Source organism: Streptomyces sp. NPDC097129, assembly GCF_055668065.1.
Genome location: NZ_JBVOQE010000001.1, coordinates 696,433 through 711,599, shown reverse-complemented (window position 1 = coordinate 711,599; position 15,167 = coordinate 696,433). Strand labels below are relative to the sequence as shown.

10 protein-coding genes and 3 tRNA genes are annotated in these 15,167 nt (G+C 71.2%); 9 read left to right on the top strand and 4 right to left on the bottom strand.

Annotated features, from left to right (window positions below; all coding sequences use genetic code 11):
* Nucleotides 1-29: 29 nt before the first annotated feature.
* From AC0B9F_RS03215 to AC0B9F_RS03190, 6 genes are all read left to right on the top strand, one after another.
* A complete protein-coding gene (locus AC0B9F_RS03215) occupies nt 30-677 on the top strand; it encodes an acetate uptake transporter (protein WP_471998493.1) in 648 nt (215 codons plus the stop codon).
* On the top strand, nt 674-2,674 hold the full coding sequence (acs, locus tag AC0B9F_RS03210) for an acetate--CoA ligase (protein WP_471998492.1): 2,001 nt from the start codon (nt 674-676) through the stop codon (nt 2,672-2,674). The genes AC0B9F_RS03215 and acs overlap by 4 nt, the downstream gene beginning before the upstream one ends.
* 156 nt (nt 2,675-2,830) lie before the next feature.
* Nucleotides 2,831-4,087: a deoxyguanosinetriphosphate triphosphohydrolase gene (locus AC0B9F_RS03205; protein ID WP_471998491.1), complete on the top strand. Its 1,257-nt coding sequence runs from the start codon at nt 2,831-2,833 to the stop codon at nt 4,085-4,087.
* Between the two features lie 144 nt (nt 4,088-4,231).
* A complete protein-coding gene (locus tag AC0B9F_RS03200) occupies nt 4,232-5,497 on the top strand; it encodes an NAD(P)/FAD-dependent oxidoreductase (protein ID WP_471998490.1) in 1,266 nt (421 codons plus the stop codon).
* Nucleotides 5,498-5,535: 38 nt separating this feature from the next.
* Complete coding sequence (gene dnaG, locus AC0B9F_RS03195) at nt 5,536-7,443, top strand: DNA primase (protein WP_471998489.1); 1,908 nt, start codon at nt 5,536-5,538, stop codon at nt 7,441-7,443.
* Nucleotides 7,444-7,521: 78 nt separating this feature from the next.
* Nucleotides 7,522-8,838, top strand: a complete 1,317-nt coding sequence (locus AC0B9F_RS03190; RefSeq protein ID WP_471998488.1) for an RNA polymerase sigma factor — start codon at nt 7,522-7,524, stop codon at nt 8,836-8,838.
* A 38-nt stretch (nt 8,839-8,876) separates the two neighbouring features.
* Here the strand turns inward: AC0B9F_RS03190 and AC0B9F_RS03185 are convergent, their stop codons facing one another.
* From AC0B9F_RS03185 to AC0B9F_RS03170, 4 genes are all read right to left on the bottom strand, one after another.
* Complete coding sequence (locus tag AC0B9F_RS03185; protein WP_471998487.1) at nt 8,877-10,805, bottom strand: ABC transporter ATP-binding protein; 1,929 nt, start codon at nt 10,803-10,805, stop codon at nt 8,877-8,879.
* Nucleotides 10,805-12,538, bottom strand: coding sequence for an ABC transporter ATP-binding protein (locus tag AC0B9F_RS03180; protein ID WP_471998486.1), 1,734 nt, complete (start codon nt 12,536-12,538; stop codon nt 10,805-10,807). The genes AC0B9F_RS03185 and AC0B9F_RS03180 overlap by 1 nt, the downstream gene beginning before the upstream one ends.
* A gap of 109 nt (nt 12,539-12,647) precedes the next feature.
* On the bottom strand, nt 12,648-14,087 hold the full coding sequence (locus tag AC0B9F_RS03175; RefSeq protein WP_471998485.1) for an FGGY family carbohydrate kinase: 1,440 nt from the start codon (nt 14,085-14,087) through the stop codon (nt 12,648-12,650).
* Nucleotides 14,088-14,247: 160 nt separating this feature from the next.
* A complete protein-coding gene (locus AC0B9F_RS03170) occupies nt 14,248-14,562 on the bottom strand; it encodes a YtxH domain-containing protein (protein WP_471998484.1) in 315 nt (104 codons plus the stop codon).
* Nucleotides 14,563-14,721: 159 nt separating this feature from the next.
* Here AC0B9F_RS03170 and AC0B9F_RS03165 point away from each other — a divergent pair.
* The 3 genes from AC0B9F_RS03165 (at nt 14,722) to AC0B9F_RS03155 (ending at nt 15,138) form a co-directional block, all read left to right on the top strand.
* A tRNA-Asn gene (locus tag AC0B9F_RS03165) sits at nt 14,722-14,794 on the top strand.
* A 5-nt stretch (nt 14,795-14,799) separates the two neighbouring features.
* Nucleotides 14,800-14,872 (top strand) — tRNA-Asn (locus tag AC0B9F_RS03160).
* 189 nt (nt 14,873-15,061) lie between these two features.
* Nucleotides 15,062-15,138: transfer RNA gene (locus AC0B9F_RS03155), tRNA-Ile, on the top strand.
* The last annotated feature ends 29 nt before the right edge of the window (nt 15,139-15,167 follow it).

Here is a 15,167-nt window from a genome sequence, read left to right as displayed (position 1 = left end):
TGTGATCTGGATCACAGGAGGAGGCGCAGATGAGCACCCCGACCACCGAACAAGGAACCATCGCGGACCCCGGCCCGCTCGGCCTCGCCGCCTTCGCCGCGACGACCTTCGTCCTCAGCACCTTCAACGCGAACCTCATCACCGACAAGACGCTGGTCGCCGTCGTCCTGCCGCTGGCACTGTTCTACGGCGGCCTCGCCCAACTCCTGGCGAGCATGTGGGAGTTCCGCAAGGGCAACACCTTCGGCGCCACCGCGTTCGGCTCCTTCGGCGCCTTCTGGCTGTCGTACGCCGCCTACGCGAAGTTCGTCGCACCCGGCCTGCCCGTGTCCACCGCGCACCAGGCCACCGGGCTGTTCCTGCTGGTGTGGGCGGTCTTCACGGTCTACATGACCGTCGCCGCGACCCGCACGACGGGGGCGATCCTCGCCGTGTTCGTGACGCTGTCCGCGACGTTCATCGTCCTGTGCATCGCCGAATTCGCGCAGTCCCCGAACACCGCCAAGGCCGGCGGCTGGCTGGGCCTGGTCACCGCCGTGTGCGCCTGGTACGCGTCCTTCGCCGGCGTCACCAACTCCACGTACAAGCGCGCCGTCCTGCCGGTCTTCCCGAACCTCGGTGAGCACCTGCGGCCGCACCGTACGCACCATCGCGGTCCCTTCGGAGCCCACGCATGACCGCCTCCGGTGGCGAGACACTCTCCAACCTGCTGCACGAGGAACGGCGGTTCCCGCCACCCCCGGAGCTGGCCGACGCGGCGAACGCCACCGCGGCGGACTACGAACGCGCCGGCACCGACCGCCTCGCCTTCTGGGCCGAAGCGGCCGGCCGGCTGGACTGGGCACGGCCCTGGGACCAGGTCCTGGACTGGAGCCGTGCCCCGTTCGCCCGCTGGTTCACCGGCGGGCGCCTGAACGCGGCGTACAACTGCCTGGACCGGCACGTCGCGGCCGGCCTCGGGGAGCGGGTCGCCTTCCACTGGGAGGGCGAGCCCGGCGACACCCGCACGATCACCTACGCCGACCTGACGGCCGAGGTCTGCCGGGCCGCCAACGCCCTCACGTCGCTCGGCGTGCGGACCGGCGACCGGGTCGCGATCTACATGCCGATGATCCCGGAGACGGTGGTGGCCATGCTGGCCTGCGCCCGCATCGGCGCACCGCACACCGTGGTCTTCGGCGGCTTCTCCGCCGAGGCGCTGCGCGGCCGGATCCTCGACTGCGACGCGCGCGTGGTGATCACCGCCGACGGCGGCTACCGCAGGGGCAAGCCCTCGGCGCTGAAACCCGCGGTCGACGAGGCGGTGCGCGAGTGCCCCGACGTCCGCAGCGTGCTCGTCGTGCGGCGCACCGGACAGGAGGTCGACTGGAGCGACGGCCGGGACGTGTGGTGGCACGACCTGGTGGACGCCCAGCCCTCGGAGCACGAGGCCGAGGCGTTCGACAGCGAACACCCGCTGTACATCATGTACACCTCCGGTACGACGGCCCGCCCCAAGGGCATCCTGCACACCACCGGCGGCTATCTCACCCAGGTCGCCTGGTCGCACTGGGCGGTGTTCGACGTCAAGCCGGAACGGGACGTGTTCTGGACGGCGGCGGACATCGGCTGGGTCACCGGCCACTCGTACATCGTCTACGGCCCGCTGGCCAACGGCGTCACGTCCGTGATGTACGAGGGCACACCCGACACCCCGCACAAGGGACGCTGGTGGGAGATCGTCGAGAAGTACCGGGTGACGATCCTCTACTGCGCCCCGACCGCGATCCGCACCTTCATGAAGTGGGGCGGCGGCATCCCGGCCGAGTTCGACCTGTCGTCGCTGCGCCTGCTGGGTTCGGTCGGTGAGCCGATCAACCCGGAGGCATGGATCTGGTACCGCAAGCACATCGGCTCCGACCGCTGCCCGGTCGTCGACACCTGGTGGCAGACGGAGACCGGCGCCCAGATGATCAGCCCGCTGCCCGGGGTGAGCGTCTGCAAGCCGGGCTCGGCCCTTCGCCCCCTGCCCGGCGTCGCGGCCGACGTCGTCGACGACACCGGCAAGCCCGTGCCCGACGGCTCCGGCGGCTACCTCGTCCTGACCGAGCCGTGGCCCGGGATGCTGCGCACCATCTGGGGCGACGAGCAGCGCTACCTCGACACGTACTGGTCGCGCTTTCCCGGCATGTACTTCGCGGGAGACGGCGCCAAGAAGGACGAGGACGGCGACATCTGGCTGCTCGGCCGGGTCGACGACGTCATGAACGTCGCCGGCCACCGCATCTCCACCACGGAGGTCGAATCCGCCCTCGTCTCGCACCCGATGGTCGCGGAGGCCGCCGTGGTCGGCGCGACCGACCCGACGACCGGGCAGGGCGTCGTGGCCTTCGTCATCCTGCGCGGCGACGCGCAGGAGCCGGGAGCCGGCGGGACGGCCGGTGCGGAAGAGGTGGCCACGGAACTGCGCGCCCACGTCGCCAAGGAGATCGGCCCGATCGCCCGGCCCCGGCAGATCATGGTCGTCGCCGAACTCCCCAAGACCCGCTCCGGCAAGATCATGCGCCGCCTGCTGCGGGACGTGGCCGAGAACCGCACGCTCGGCGACGTCACGACGCTCACGGACTCCACCGTGATGGACGAGATCCGCGAGCGGCTGCCCTCGGCGGGCTCGGCGGGAGAAGAGGAGGCCTAGGCCACGACGGTGGCGGCTGTGTCACCGCCGGCTGCGGTCCGCCCCACGCTCTGGTGGCGGGCCGCAGCCGCTCTCGTCGATCCCCACCCGCGGGACCACGGAACTCGGCAGACGAGTACGCACCCAAATGTCACACCCCCCGCTTACTGTCGAGACATGCCGTACGACGCGCAGGACACCGAACGCTGGGTCACGGAACCCGAGAAACGCCCCGGCCGCACCGCATTCCAACGCGACCGGGCCCGCGTCCTGCACAGCGCGGCCCTGCGACGGCTCGCCGGCAAGACCCAGGTCGTCACCCCCGGCGAGCGCAGCGCGTCCGCGTGGGACGCCAGCCCCCGCACCCGCCTCACCCACTCCCTGGAGTGCGCACAGGTGGGCCGGGAACTCGGCGCGGCCCTCGGCTGCGACCCGGACCTCGTCGAGGCGGCCTGCCTCTCGCACGACCTCGGCCACCCGCCCTTCGGTCACAACGGCGAACAGGCGCTGAACGAGTTCGCGCGGGACTGCGGCGGATTCGAGGGCAACGCCCAGTCGCTGCGGCTGCTCACCCGCATCGAACCCAAGCGCTTCACCGAGGAGGGCTCCGTAGGCCTCAACCTCACCCGCGCCGCCCTGGACGCCGCCACCAAGTACCCCTGGCCGCGCGGCGCCCACCCCACCGACCCCTCGTCGGGGAAGTTCGGCGTGTACGAGGACGACCGCCCGGTCTTCGACTGGGTCCGCAAGGAGGCCCCCGGCACGCGCACGTGCTTCGAGGCGCAGGTCATGGACTGGTCCGACGACGTCGCCTACTCGGTGCACGACGTGGAGGACGGACTGCACGCCGGCCACATCGACCCCGTCTGCCTGCACGCCGAGCCCGAACGGCAGGACGTCTTCCAGGTCGCGATCGGCCGGTACGTGCCCGAGGACACCGACCCCGAGGAGCTGGCCGCCGCCCTCGACCGGCTCCAGGACGCTCAGTGGTGGCCGCACGGCTACGACGGCTCGGCGGTCGCGCAGGCCCGCCTCAAGGACGCCACCAGCCAGCTCATCGGCCGGTTCTGCCTGGCCGCCGAGGCCGCCACCCGGGAGGCGTACGGCGGCGGACGGCTCACCCGGTACGCCGCCGAGCTGGTCGTGCCGTGGGAGACCCGGCTGGAGTGTGCGGTGCTGAAGGCGGTCGCCGACCGGTACGTGATGCAGCGGGACGAGCAGGAGCGGCTGCGCGCCGACCAGCGCATCGTCGTCCTGGAACTGTCCGCCGCGCTCACCGCCCGCGTCCCCGAAGGACTGGACCCGCAGTTCCGCGCCCTGTTCGACAAGGCCGGCGACGACCGGTCACGCAAACGGGTGATCGTCGACCAGATCGCCTCCCTCACCGACGCATCGGCGCGTTCCCTTCACGCCAGGCTGACGAGACAGGCGTGACACTGGAGGCGCATGTGCCGTAGACACCCCTCCGGACGCAACCAGATGTGACCCTCCGTGGCCTGATCGGGCCACACCCTCTTCCCCCATCACGCTCCGTGCGGGACGCTCCCCTGTGGCGGCACCCTTACGAGGAGGCATCAAGTGGTCGACGCGGACCAGACATTCGTCATCGTCGGAGGCGGCCTGGCCGGCGCCAAGGCGGCCGAGACGCTCCGGGCGGAGGGCTTCAACGGGCGCGTGATACTGATCTGCGACGAGCGCGACCACCCCTACGAGCGCCCGCCCCTGTCCAAGGGCTACCTCCTCGGCAAGGAAGAGCGCGACAGCGTCTTCGTGCACGAACCCGCCTGGTACGCGCAGAACGACATCGAGCTGCACCTCGGGCAGACCGTCGACGCGATCGACCGCGCCGCGAAGACGGTCCGCTTCGGGGACGACGGCACCCTCGTCCACTACGACAAGCTGCTGCTGGCGACCGGCGCGGAGCCGCGCCGGCTGGACATCCCCGGCACCGACCTGGCCGGCGTGCACCACCTGCGCCGCCTCGCCCACGCCGAGCGGCTCAAGGGCGTGCTCAGCGCGCTCGGCCGGGACAACGGCCACATCGTGATCGCCGGCGCCGGCTGGATCGGCCTGGAGGTCGCCGCGGCGGCCCGCGAGTACGGCGCCGAGGTCACCGTGATCGAACCGTCGCAGACCCCGCTGTACGGCGCCCTCGGGCCCGAACTGGGCAACGTCTTCGCCCAGCTGCACCGTGAGCACGGCGTCCGCTTCCGCTTCGGTGTGCGGCTCACCGAGATCGTCGGCCAGGACGGCGTGGTCCTCGCGGCCCGCACCGACGACGGCGAGGAGCACCCGGCGCACGACGTGCTCGCGGCGATCGGGGCGGCGCCGCGGACGAGCCTCGCGGAGGCGGCCGGACTGGAGATCGCCGACCGGGCGCACGGCGGCGGGATCGTGGTGGACGAGCGGCTGCGCACCTCCGACCCGGACATCTACGCGGCCGGTGACGTGGCGTCCTTCCCGCTCGCCCTGTATTCCACCCGGCTGCGGGTGGAGCACTGGGCGAACGCCCTGAACGGCGGCCCCGCGGCCGCGCGCGCGATGCTCGGCAAGGAACTCGTCTACGACCGGGTGCCCTACTTCTTCACCGACCAGTACGACCTCGGCATGGAGTACAGCGGGTGGGCGCCGCCGGGGACGTACGACGAGGTGGTGATCCGCGGGGACGCGTCGAAGCGGGAGTTCATCGCGTTCTGGGTGAAGGAGGGCCGCGTACTGGCCGGGATGAACGTGAACGTGTGGGATGTCACAGAGCCCATCCAGAAACTGATCCGCTCCGGCAGGCCGGTGGACCCGGAGGCCCTGGCCGACCCGCACGTCCCGCTGGACAGCCTGGCTTCCTGAGCATCGGGAGTGCCGGTCCTGCCCCGTAGAATCGCCACGTGGCAGGACGGATCAGAGACGAGGACGTGAAGGCTGTTCGGGACGCTGTCCCGATCGACGCCGTCGTCTCCGAGTACCTCCAGCTGCGCAACGCGGGCGGCGGCAACCTCAAGGGCCTGTGCCCCTTCCACGACGAGAAGTCGCCGTCCTTCCAGGTCAGCCCGAGCAAGGGTCTCTTCCACTGCTTCGGCTGCCAGGAGGGCGGCGACACCATCGCCTTCGTGATGAAGGTCGACCATCTGACCTTCTCCGAGGCCGTCGAGCGCCTCGCCGGCCAGGCCGGCATCACCCTGCGCTACGAGGAGGGCGGCTACAACCCCGCCCACCAGCGCGGCGAACGCATCCGCCTGGTCGAGGCGCACAAGGCCGCCGCCGAGTGGTACGCCGAGCAGCTCGCCACCAGCCCCGAGGCCGACACCGGCCGGATCTTCCTCGCCGAGCGCGGCTTCGACCAGAACGCGGCCCTGCACTTCGGCGTGGGTTACAGCCCCCAGGGCTGGGACCACCTCGTGCGCCACTTGCGCGGCAAGGGCTTCAGCGACAAGGAGCTGCTGCTCTCCGGCCTCGCCCAGGAGGGCCGCCGCGGCCCCATCGACCGCTTCCGCGGCCGGCTGATGTGGCCGATCCGCGACATCGGCGGCGACGTCGTCGGCTTCGGCGCCCGCAAGCTGTACGAGGCGGACAACGGCCCGAAGTACCTCAACACCCCCGACACGGCGATCTACCGCAAGAGCCAGGTGCTGTACGGCATCGACCTGGCGAAGAAGGAGATCGCCAAGTCCTCCCGCGCGGTCGTCGTCGAGGGCTACACCGACGTCATGGCCTGCCATCTCGCCGGCGTCCCCACCGCCATCGCGACCTGCGGCACGGCCTTCGGCGCCGACCACATCAAGATCCTGCGCCGGCTGCTGATGGACAACGGCAGCGCGCGGGTGATCTTCACCTTCGACGGTGACGCGGCCGGGCAGAAGGCGGCCCTGCGCGCCTTCGAGGACGACCAGAAGTTCGCCGCCGAGACCTACATCGCGATCGCCCCCGACGGCATGGACCCGTGCGAACTGCGCCTGGCCAAGGGCGACGAGGCGGTCGCGGACCTGGTCGAACCGCGCACCCCGCTGTTCGAGTTCGCGCTGCGCCAGATGGTCGCCCGCTACGACCTGGACACCCCGGCCGGCCGCGCCGCGGCCCTCGACGAGGCGGCCCCGGTCGTCGCCCGCATCAAGAACAGCGGCGCCCAGCACGAGGTCGCCGTGCAGTTCGCCGGGATGCTCGGCATCCTCGACACGCAGTTCGTCGTCAAGCGGGTCGCCCAGCTCGCCCGCTGGGCCCGCGACCGCGGTGGCAAGGGCCCCGCGCCGTCCGCCACGCAGTCCTCCCCGCAGCCGTGGGCGGCCACCGCCGGCCCGGCGTTCTCCGGCCCCGCCCTCACCCTGCGCAACCCCGTCTACGCCACCGAACGCGAACTGCTCAAACTCGCCCTGCAACGCCCCGAACTGGTCTCCCCGGCCTTCGACGCCTACGGCATCGACGAGTTCACCGCCCCGCCGTACGCCGCCGTACGCCAGGCGATCATGGACGCGGGCGGCGCCGAACAGGGCGTCGCGGACGGGCAGGAGTACGTGGTCCGGGTGCGTGAGGCCGCCCCCGACGACCGGGTCCGCGCCATGGTGACCGAGCTCGCCGTCGAGGCGATCCTGCGCCGCACGGTCGACGAGACCTACGCCGGCACGGTCCTGGTCAGCGTCCGCCGCCGGGCCGTGGAACGCCGCATCACCGAGATCCAGTCCCAGCTGACCCGCCTCGGCGCGGCCGGCGACCCGGCCGCCCTGGCCGCCGTACAGAACGAGCTGTGGGTCCTCCAGCAGTACGACCAGGCACTTCGCGCGCAGGGAGCAGCGGCGCTCTGACCCGGACCGGCCGCCGGGATCACCACGCGGTCACGGAGCGGACGCAAAAAGTCATCGCACGCCCCTCGTTTCCGCGATGTGTCGTACTCCACACTGGGTCCGGTGCCTGAGTCCCCGGAGCGCGGCCGATCCGTCCCCCACGGGTCCCACACCCGCGCGGTCCGCTCACCTCAGCAGCGATCAGCCCTGGAGGTCGCCCCCGTGCAGACCCAGACCCTCGTACAGAGCGACAGTACCGACGGCGCGGAAGCGGACACGGAGGCCGCCCTGCTGGCCGCCGTGCGGCCGCAGAACCCCGCCGCGCACCACCCCGAGGCCGTGCCCGAGCCCGTCGAACCGCCGGCCGAGGCCCTCACCGGACACGAAGCCGGAGCCGAGGCAGAGGCGGAAACGAAGGCCGAAGCGGAAGCCGAAGCGGAAGCCGGGTACGAGACCGCGGTGGAGCCCGTCGAGGCGGTGGCGCCCGCCCGGGCCGAGACCACCGGGCCCTCCGCCGACCTGTTCCGCCAGTACCTGCGGGAGATCGGCCGCATCCCGCTGCTCACCGCAGCCGAGGAGGTCGACCTCGCCCGGCGCGTGGAGGCCGGCCTGTTCGCCGAGGAGAAGCTCGCGAACACCCCCGACCTGGACAGCCGGCTGGCCTACGACCTGGACCGGCTCGTCGTCCTCGGCCGCCTCGCCAAACGGCGGCTCATCGAGGCCAACCTGCGCCTCGTCGTGTCCGTCGCCAAACGCTACGTCGGCCGCGGGCTGACCATGCTCGACCTCGTACAGGAGGGCAACCTCGGGCTGATCCGCGCGGTGGAGAAGTTCGACTACGCGCGCGGCTACAAGTTCTCCACCTACGCCACCTGGTGGATCCGCCAGGCCATGTCCCGGGCGCTCGCCGACCAGGCCCGCACCATCCGGGTGCCCGTCCACGTCGTCGAACTCATCAACCGGGTCGTGCGGGTGCAGCGCCGCATGCTCCAGGAACGCGGCTACGAGCCCACCCCCGAGGAGGTCGCCGCCGAGCTGGAGCTGGCGCCGGAGCGGGTCGGCGAGGTGCTGCGGCTCGCGCAGGAGCCGGTGTCCCTGCACGCGCCGGTGGGCGAGGAGGAGGACGTCGCCCTCGGCGACCTCATCGAGGACGGCGACGCGGCCTCCCCCGTGGAGTCGGCCGCGTTCCTGCTGCTCAGGGAGCACCTGGAGGTGGTGCTGTCGACGCTGGGGGAGCGCGAGCGCAAGGTCGTCCAGCTGCGGTACGGGCTCATCGACGGCCGCCCGCGCACCCTGGAGGAGATCGGCCGCCTCTTCGGCGTGACCCGCGAGCGCATCCGGCAGATCGAGTCCAAGACCCTCGGCAAGCTCCGCGACCACGCCTTCGCCGACCAGCTCAGGGGCTACCTGGACTGAGCGGCGGGTCGCCCGGCGCCGGGCGACCCGCCGGGCGGTCAGTCGACCTCCGCGACCGCCTGCGCGAACTGCGCCTGGTACAGCCGCGCGTACGCCCCGCCGGCCGCGAGCAGCTCCCCGTGCGAGCCCTGCTCGACGATGGAGCCGTTCTCCATCACCAGGATCGTGTCCGCGTCCCGGATCGTGGAGAGCCGGTGCGCGATCACGAACGACGTCCGGCCGTGCTGGAGCTTGGCCATCGCCTTCTGGATCAGCACCTCCGTACGGGTGTCGACGGAGCTGGTCGCCTCGTCGAGGACCAGGATCACCGGGTCGGACAGGAACGCCCGCGCGATGGTGATCAGCTGCTTCTCACCGGCGCTCACGCCCGTGCCCTCGTCGTCGATGACGGTGTCGTAGCCGTCGGGCAGCGTGCGCACGAACCGGTCGGCGTGCGCCGCCCGCGCCGCCTCCTCGATCTCCCCGCGGGTGACCTCGCGCGCCGCGCCGTAGGCGATGTTCTCCGCGATCGTGCCGCCGAACAGCCACGTGTCCTGCAGCACCATGCCGATCCCGGCGCGCAGCTCGTCCCGCGACATCCGCGCGATGTCGACGCCGTCCAGGGAGATGCGCCCGCCGGTCACCTCGTAGAACCGCATCAGCAGGTTGACCAGCGTGGTCTTGCCGGCGCCGGTCGGGCCGACGATGGCGACGGTCTGGCCGGGCTCCACCTTCAGCGACAGGTCCTCGATGAGCGGCTTGTCGGGGTCGTAGCGGAACTGCACATGCTCCAGCTCCACCCGCCCGCGCAGCTCGGCGGGGGTCTCCGCCGGTGCCGGGTCGCTCTGCTGTTCCTCCGCGTCCAGCAGCTCGAAGACCCGCTCCGCCGAGGCCACGCCCGACTGCACCAGGTTCGCCATCGACGCGACCTGCGTCAGCGGCATGGAGAACTGGCGGGAGTACTGGATGAACGCCTGCACATCACCGATGGACAGCGCACCCGAGGCGACCCGCAGACCACCGACCACGGCGACCAGCACATAGTTCATGTTCGACACGCACATCATCAGCGGCTGCATGATCCCGCTGTTGAACTGCGCCTTGAACCCGGCCTCGTACAGCGCCTCGTTCTGCTCGGCGAACTGCTGCGCCGACTCCTGCTGCCGGCCGAACACCTTCACCAGGGTGTGCCCGGTGTACATCTCCTCGATGTGCGCGTTCAGCTTGCCCGTGGTGCGCCACTGCTGCACGAAGTGCGGCTGCGAGCGCTTGCCGACGCGGGTGGCGACCACGAACGACAGCGGCACGGTCACCAGCGCGACCAGCGCCAGGATCCAGGAGACGTAGAACATCATCGCCAGCACGCCGATGATCGTCAGCAGCGAGTTGATGAGCTGGCCCATCGACTGCTGGAGCGTCTGCCCGATGTTGTCGATGTCGTTGGTCGCCCGGGACAGCACCTCACCGCGCTGCCGCTTGTCGAAGTACGACAGCGGAAGCCGCGACAGCTTCGTCTGCACGTCCTCGCGCAGCCGGAACATGGTGCGGTTCACGGCCCGGTTGACCAGGCGCGTCGCCACCGCCATCAGCAGACCGGCGATCAGGAACGTGCCGAGCGCGAGCAGCAGGACGTCGCCGACCGCGCCGAAGTCGATGCCCTTGCCGGGTGTGAAGTCGGTGCCGCTCAGCATGTCGGCGATTCCGCCCTGCCCCCGTGCCCGCATGGAGTCGAGGACCTGTTCCTTGGTCGCCCCGGCCGGCATGCGCCGGCCGATGATCCCGGCGAAGACCAGGTCGGTGGCCCTGCCGAGGATCTTCGGGCCGACCACGTTCAGCCCGACGCTGACCACCACGCACGCCAGCAGCGCGTAGATGGTGACCCGCTCCGGCCGGAAGTGGGAGACGAGCCGTTTGCCCGAGTTCTTGAAGTCCAGCGAACGGCTGTCGGGGCCGCCCCCGGCCATCATCCGCCCCATGGGCCCGGCCATCAGGCAGCCTCCGCTTCCGTGAGCTGGGAGAGCACGATCTCCCGGTAGGTCTCGTTGTCCGCCATCAGTTCGTGGTGGGTGCCGCTGCCGACGACCCGGCCCTCGTCGAGGACGATGATCCGGTCGGCGTCGCGGATGGTCGCCACCCGCTGGGCGACGATCACCACGGTCGCCTCCGCGGTCTCCCGGCCCAGCGCGGCGCGCAGGGCGGCGTCGGTGGCGTAGTCGAGCGCGGAGAAGGAGTCGTCGAAGAGGTAGATCTCCGGCCGCTGCACCAGCGTCCGCGCGATCGCCAGGCGCTGGCGCTGACCGCCGGAGACATTGGTCCCGCCCTGCGCGATCGGAGCCTGAAGACCGCCCTCCAGCTTGGTGACGAAGCCCTTGGCCTGCGCCACCTCCAGCGCGTGCCACAGCTCCTCGTCGGTGGCGTCCGGATTGCCGTACCGCAGGTTGGAGGCGACGGTGCCGGCGAACAGATACGGCTTCTGCGGCACCATGCCGACCGTGCGGGCCAGCAGCCGCGGCTCGACCTCGCGGACGTCCACGCCGTCGACGAGCACCTCCCCGTCCGTGGCGTCGAACAGGCGCGGCACCAGACCGAGCAGCGTCGACTTGCCGCTGCCCGTCGAGCCGATCACGGCGGTCACCTCACCGGGCCGGGCGACCAGGTCGATCGCCTTCAGCACCGGCTCCTCGGCCCCCGGGTAACGGAAGCCGGCGGCGCGGATCTCCAGATGGCCGTGCCGGCGCAGCTCGCTGACCGGCGCGGACGGCGGCACCACGCTCGACTCGGTGTCCAGGACCTCCTCGATGCGCTCGGCGCACACCTCCGCGCGCGGCACCATCATGAACATGAAGGTGGCCATCATCACGGACATCACGATCTGCATCAGATAGGCGAGGAACGCCGTCAGGTCGCCGATCTGCATCTCACCGCTGTCGATGCGGTGCGCGCCGAACCACACCACCGCGATGGACGACAGGTTCACCACCGTCATGACCATCGGGAACATCAGCGCGAGCAGGTTGCCGGTGCCCAGCGCCATCTGCGTCAGGTCCGTGTTCGCCTTGCGGAAGCGCTCCTGCTCGTACTCGTCGCGCACGAAGGCGCGGATGACGCGGTTGCCGGTGATCTGCTCGCGCAGCACCCGGTTCACCGTGTCCAGCCGCACCTGCATGGCGCGGAACAGCGGCCGCAGCCGGCGCACGATCAGCGTGACGCAGATCGCCAGCACCGGGACCACCGCGACCAGCACCCCGGACAGCGGCACGTCCAGACCGAGCGCCAGGACGATGCCGCCCACGCACATGATGGGCGCCGACACCATCAGGGTGAACGTCATCAGGGCCAGCATCTGGACCTGCTGCACGTCGTTCGTCGTACGGGTGATGAGCGAGGGCGCGCCGAAGTGACCGACCTCACGCGCGGAGAAGGACTGCACGCGGTCGAAGACGGCGCCCCGCACGTCCCGGCCGAGCGAGGAGGCGGTGCGCGCGCCGAAGTACACGGCGCCGATGTTGCACACGACCTGTGCCAGCGAGATGGCGATCATCAGGCCGCCGTGGCCGATGATGTAACCGGTGTCGCCGTTGACGACACCGTTGTCGATGATGTCCGCGTTGAGGGTGGGCAGGTACAGGGTGGCGCAGGTCTGCAGGAACTGCAGCCCCACCAGCAGGGCGATCGGTTTCTTGTAGGGCCTGAGATAGGTCCGCAGGAGTCGTATGAGCACGCTGGGTTCTCTCGGTCGTCGGCGACGGGGCGGTTCGGTTGCCCGTGGCCCCTATCGTCGAACACTCCACCCGCGTTACCCCAACCGATTAATCCGAACCGGCGGTCCTTCACGGACGCATGGCCCCCGGATGGGTCTGCTCGCGCACCGAAACGTACTGCTGGCGCACGGCCTGGCCCACCGCCAGCTCCTCACCGGGCTCCAGCACCTGCGCCGCCGCCCCCTGCCAGGCCGGGGGATCGCGCGGATCGAGGGTGCCCTGCGAGACGCCGAGCGCCCACGCCGCCTGCCGCGCCGCGCCGATCGCCGCGTAGTCCGCGGGCTGCGGTACGACGACCTGCACGCCGAACAGCGCCGGAGCCGCCGCCTGCACGGCCGGCAGCTCGGCCGCCGCGCCCAGCAGGAAGATCCGCCGCACCTCCACGCCCCGGCCGCGCAGCACGTCCAGCGCGTCCGCGAGCCCGCACAGCATCCCCTCGAACGCGGCCCGCGCCAGGTGTTCCGGCTTCATCGACTCCCGCCGCAGCCCGGCGAGCGTGCCCGCGGTGTGCGGCAGATGAGGCGTCCGCTCACCTTCCAGATACGGCAGCAGCACCAGCCCGTGCGCACCCGGCGTCGACTTCATCGCCAGCTCCGACAGGCCCTCCAGGTCCGCCACCCCGAGGAGTTCGGCGGCGCCGCGCAGGGCCCGTACGGCGTTGAGGGTGGTGACGACGGGCAGGTGCATGCCGGTCGCGTCGGCCAGCGAGGTGATCATCCCGGTGCTGTCGACGAGCGCCTCGGGATGGACGGCCATCACCGACCCCGACGCGCCCAGCGAGACGACGGCGTCCCCGAGCCCGATCCCGAGCCCGAACGCGGCGGCCATCGTCTCGCCGGTCCCCGCCGAGATCAGCAGCCCCTCCGGTGTCGTACCGGCCGCCTCGGCGGGGCCGATGACCTCCGGCAGCATCGCCTGGTGGCCGAGCGCCAGCTCGACCAGATCGGGCCGGTAGGCGCCGGTGGCCGCCGACCAGTACCCGGTGCCGGAGGCGCCGCCGCGGTCGGTGGTCCGGCGCACCGGACGCCCCAGCAGCTGCCACACCAGCCAGTCGTGGGCCTGCATCAGCATCGCGGTGCGCCGCGCGTTGTCGGGTTCGCTGCGGGCCAGCCAGCGCAGCTTGGTCACCGGCTGCGCGGCCTGCGGCACGCACCCCACGGCCTGCGCCCACGCCTCCCGCCCGCCGAGCGTGTCGATGAGGTCGGCCGCCGCGACCTGCGCCCGCTTGTCGCCGCCGGCCAGCGCGGGGCGCACGGTGGCGCCCTGCCCGTCCAGCGGGATCAGCGCGTTCTGCTGCGCGGAGACGCCGATGGCCTGCACGCCCTCCAGCAGCCCGCCGCCGGCCGCCTCCCCGAGGGAGAGCAGCCAGGCCTGCGGGTCGACGTCGCTCGGACGTCCCTCCAGGGGATGCGGGGCATAACCCTGGCGTAGTACGGCACCGGTGTCCGTGTCGCACACCACGATGCGCGTGAAGTCCGGTGAGCTGTCCAAGCCGGCGACTATCCCCATGGCGACCGATTGTGCCGTAGGGCCGCGCCGGCTTGGGCGGGGGGCGCGGTTTCGTCGTGGGGTGCTCGTGTCGGCCGGCGGGTGCGGGTCGTGGGTGGCTGGTCGCGCAGTTCCCCGCGCCCCTTGGCGGCGCTGCCCCCGCCGGCGCTGACAAGGCGCCTTATGTGTTGCTCGTGCCCCAGTCGTCCGCCGCGCCTCCGTTGTGGGCGCTGCGTTCGCGGAGGGCCTTGACGCGGTGGGCCACCGAGTCGGGGACGTGGACGCGGTCGCCGACCTTGTCGCTGACGACGTGGTAGGCCTTGCCCGCGAACTGACGGCCCTGCATGGCGGCCGTCTCGGCGGTGTTGCGCACCGCCGGGTTCTGTGCGACCTGGCGAGCGGACTTCTTCAGCTGCTCGTAGCGTTCGCGCCCGGCCTTCGTGCCCAGCACGTAACCCAGGGCGAGTCCGGCGACGAACGTGAGCCGGTAGCGCATGGCGGCAACCCTTCTTCGTGACGGTCCTGCGGTGCGGCGTCGGCGCCGGGGGGAACCGATTGGCGGAGCACCCCCCTGCTTGCGCTAATGTATGTGTCGCAGCGAGCGAGCGCCCCCTGGCGAATACCCCAGGAGGTCCGTTCGATGCGAACGAGGCATTCCTCCGTAGCTCAATTGGCAGAGCAGCCGGCTGTTAACCGGCAGGTTACTGGTTCGAGTCCAGTCGGGGGAGCTCGGTCCTCCGTAGCTCAATTGGCAGAGCAGCCGGCTGTTAACCGGCAGGTTACTGGTTCGAGTCCAGTCGGGGGAGCATGCTGAACGAGGACCCCGATGGGGTCCTTTTTCATTGGGGCGGGAACCGTGCGCACGGCGGCGCGGTCCTCATGGTCGTGACGTGGCCGAGGCGGGCATGCGAGGGTCGGCCCTGCGGGGCAGGAGATCGTATGAGCGGCTATGCTGCGGCACACGGCGCGTACACATGTACGCGACACGCCGCGATGGGGCGGTAGCTCAGCCGGTTAGAGCAGCGGACTCATAATCCGTCGGCCGTGGGTTCGAGTCCCACCCGCCCCACCATCCAAGCGGTGCAGAAGCGTTTCTATCTG

Excerpts from the sequence above, each read along its gene's own strand:
- AC0B9F_RS03215 (WP_471998493.1), top strand. The coding sequence starts at position 30 with ATGAGCACCCCGACCACCGAACAAGGAACCATCGCGGACCCCGGCCCG.
- acs (WP_471998492.1), top strand. The coding sequence starts at position 674 with ATGACCGCCTCCGGTGGCGAGACACTCTCCAACCTGCTGCACGAGGAA.
- AC0B9F_RS03205 (WP_471998491.1), top strand. The coding sequence starts at position 2,831 with ATGCCGTACGACGCGCAGGACACCGAACGCTGGGTCACGGAACCCGAG.
- AC0B9F_RS03185 (WP_471998487.1), bottom strand. The coding sequence starts at position 10,805 with ATGGCCGGGCCCATGGGGCGGATGATGGCCGGGGGCGGCCCCGACAGC.
- AC0B9F_RS03175 (WP_471998485.1), bottom strand. The coding sequence starts at position 14,087 with ATGGGGATAGTCGCCGGCTTGGACAGCTCACCGGACTTCACGCGCATC.
- AC0B9F_RS03170 (WP_471998484.1), bottom strand. The coding sequence starts at position 14,562 with ATGCGCTACCGGCTCACGTTCGTCGCCGGACTCGCCCTGGGTTACGTG.